The organism is Streptomyces sp. 8K308, assembly GCF_004348315.1.
Taxonomy (GTDB): Bacteria; Actinomycetota; Actinomycetes; order Streptomycetales; family Streptomycetaceae; genus Streptomyces.
Genome location: NZ_SMKC01000540.1, coordinates 1 through 2,849, shown reverse-complemented (window position 1 = coordinate 2,849; position 2,849 = coordinate 1). Strand labels below are relative to the sequence as shown.

The 2,849-nt window shown below is 73.7% G+C and carries 1 protein-coding gene and 1 pseudogene; both read left to right on the top strand.

What is annotated here, in order from left to right; genetic code table 11:
• Positions 1–257, top strand: a pseudogene (locus E1265_RS35385) (ABC transporter ATP-binding protein); the annotation flags it as partial.
• Positions 254–2,812 (top strand): ABC transporter permease, encoded by a 2,559-nt coding sequence (locus E1265_RS35380; protein WP_132935049.1) that lies wholly within the window; start codon positions 254–256, stop codon positions 2,810–2,812. The pseudogene E1265_RS35385 and the gene E1265_RS35380, both read left to right, overlap by 4 nt.
• Positions 2,813–2,849 lie beyond the last annotated feature (37 nt).

Below are 2,849 nucleotides of genomic sequence, written 5' to 3'. Positions count from 1 at the left end.
AGATCATCTTCGGCGACGAACCCACCGGCAACCTCGACTCCCGCGCCGGCGCCGAAGTCCTCGGCTTCCTCCGCCGCTCCGTCGACGACCTCGGCCAGACCATCGTCATGGTCACCCACGACCCGGTGGCGGCGGGGTATGCCGACCGGGTGCTGTACCTGGCGGACGGGCGCGTGGTGGACGACATGGCCGAGCCGACGGCCGAGTTGGTGCTGGACCGCATGCGGCGCTTCGACGCGCGCGGGAGGGTGTCGTGACCGTCCTGCGGATCTCGCTGCGGAGCTTCTTCTCGCACAGGGGCCGGATGGTCCTGTCCGGGCTGGCGATCGTGCTCTCGGTGGCGTTCGTCTGCGGCACGCTGGTGTTCACCGGGACGCTCAACACGACGTTCGACCGGTTCTTCTCCTCGTTGACCTCGGACGTCCGGGTGGCGCCGGTCGAGGAGGAGCACGCGCAGGAGACGGGCCGCCCGGACACCATCCCGGCGTCCGTCGCCGACCAGGTGCGGGCGGTCGACGGGGTGGCCGCGGCCGACGGCCAGGTGATGACGGAGCACCTGACGCTGGTGGACGGCGAGGGTGAGCAGATCGACGGCTCGGGCGGCCCGACGTTCGGCGCCGACTGGGGCCCGGCGATCCAGCGCTCCATGGAGCTGGCCGAGGGGCGGGCGCCGTCCGGGCCCGGGGAGGCGCTGCTTGACGCGGACACCGCGGAGCGGCAGGGGGTGGCGATCGGCGACCATCTCGAGATCGTCGCGGTGGCGGGCCGGGTGACGGTCGAGGTGACCGGCCTCGCGTCGTTCCGGGACACCAACCCGGGCGCGGCGTTCGTGCTGCTCGACCCGGCGGCGGCGGCCGAGGGGCTGCTCGGCGCGGCGGATGAGATCAGCACGGTCGAGGTGGTGGCCGCGGACGGCGTCTCGGACGACGAGCTGCGGGACCGGATCGTGGCGGCCCTCGGGGACGGCTTCGCGGTGGAGACGCGGGCCGAGGGCGAGGAGGCGCTGCGCGACGAGGTCGGCTTCCTCGGCGTGGTGCGGTACGCGATGCTGGGCTTCGCGGGGATCGCGGTGCTGGTCGGGATCTTCCTGATCGTCAACACCTTCTCGATGCTGGTCGCCCAGCGCACCCGCGAGATCGGCCTGATGCGGGCCATCGGCTCGAGCCGCCGCCAGGTCAACCGCTCGGTGCTGACCGAGGCGCTGTTGCTCGGCGTGGTCGGCTCGGCGCTGGGGATCGGCGCGGGGATCGGCCTCGCCGTCGGCCTGATGGAGCTGATGAGCGCGGCCGGCGTCAACATGGACACCTCGCAGCTGACGGTGACGGCCGCGGTGCCGGTGGTCGGCCTCGCGGTGGGCGTGGTGACGACGCTGGTCGCCGCGTGGCTGCCGGCGCGGCGGGCCGGGCAGGTGTCGCCGATGGCCGCGTTGCGGGAGGCGGGCACACCGAGCGACGCGCGGGCCGGCCGGGTGCGGGCGGCGTGCGGGCTGCTGCTGTCCGGCGCGGGGGCGGCGGCGCTGGTGGCGGCGGCCAACGCGGACGAGGCATCCGGCGGTTCGGCGCTGCTCGGGCTCGGGCTGCTGGCGACGTTGGTGGGCGCGGTGGTGGTGGCGCCGCTGCTGGCGAGCGTGGTGGTGCGGGCGGTGAGCGCGGTGGTGCTGCGGGCCTTTGGCCCGGTGGGCCGGATGGCCGGGCGCAACGCGCTGCGCAACCCGCGGCGCACCGGCGCCACGGCGGGCGCGCTGATGATCGGCCTGGCGCTGGTCGGCGGTCTCGGGGTGGTGGGCTCCTCAGTGGTGGCCTCGGCCTCCGGCCAGCTCGACCGCACGGTGGGCGCGGACTTCATGGTCGACTCGTCCTCCTCGCAGGCGTTCACGCCGGACGCGGTGCGGGCGGTCCGGGAGACGCCCGGGCTCCAGCACGTGACCGAACTGACCGTGGTGAGCGTGGAGTTGACGACGGCGGACGGGGAGACCTCGGCGCAGGAGATGGTCGCGGCCGATCCGACGTACGCGGACGACGTGCGGGCCGAGACGCTGTCGGGCGAGCTGTCCGCGGCGTATGGTCCCGACCACCTGTCGGTGCCCGAGTCGTTCGCGACGGAGCACGGGCTCGCCGTGGGCGACGAGCTGACGGCGCGGTTCGTGGGCGGCGAGACGGTGCCGTTGACGCTGGGCGCGATCACCTCGGAGGACACGGTCCTCGACCAGGGCGCGATGTACCTGGCGCTCGACACGGCGCGGGCCCACCTGCCGGCCGACCGGATGCCGTCGACGACGACGATGTTCGCCAGGGCGAACGACGGCGCGGAGGACGCGGCGTACGCGGCGCTCCGGGAGAGCCTGCGGGAGTTCCCGATGTATGAGGTGAACAACCAGGCTGACTACAAGCAGCTGCTCGAGGACGAGATCGGCACGCTGCTGAACATCGTCTACGGGCTGCTGGCGCTGGCGATCGTGGTGGCGATCCTGGGCGTGGTGAACACGCTGACGCTGTCGGTGGTGGAGCGCACCCGCGAAATCGGCCTGATGCGGGCGATCGGCCTGTCGCGGCGGCAGCTGCGGCGGATGATCCGCCTCGAGTCGGTGGTGATCGCGGTCTTCGGCGCGGTGTTGGGCCTCGGGCTCGGCCTGTGCTGGGGCGTGACGACGCAGCGGGTGCTGGCGCTCGAGGGGTTCGACGTGCTGGAGATTCCCTGGCCGACGATCCTGACGGTGCTGGGCGCGTCGGCGGTGGTGGGCCTGGTGGCGGCCCTCCTCCCCGCGTTCCGTGCGGGCCGCCTGCCGGTTCTGCGGGCCATCGCGGTGTCCTGACGCCCCTCGGTGGCGGGTGGGGTGGGTTTTCCCCACC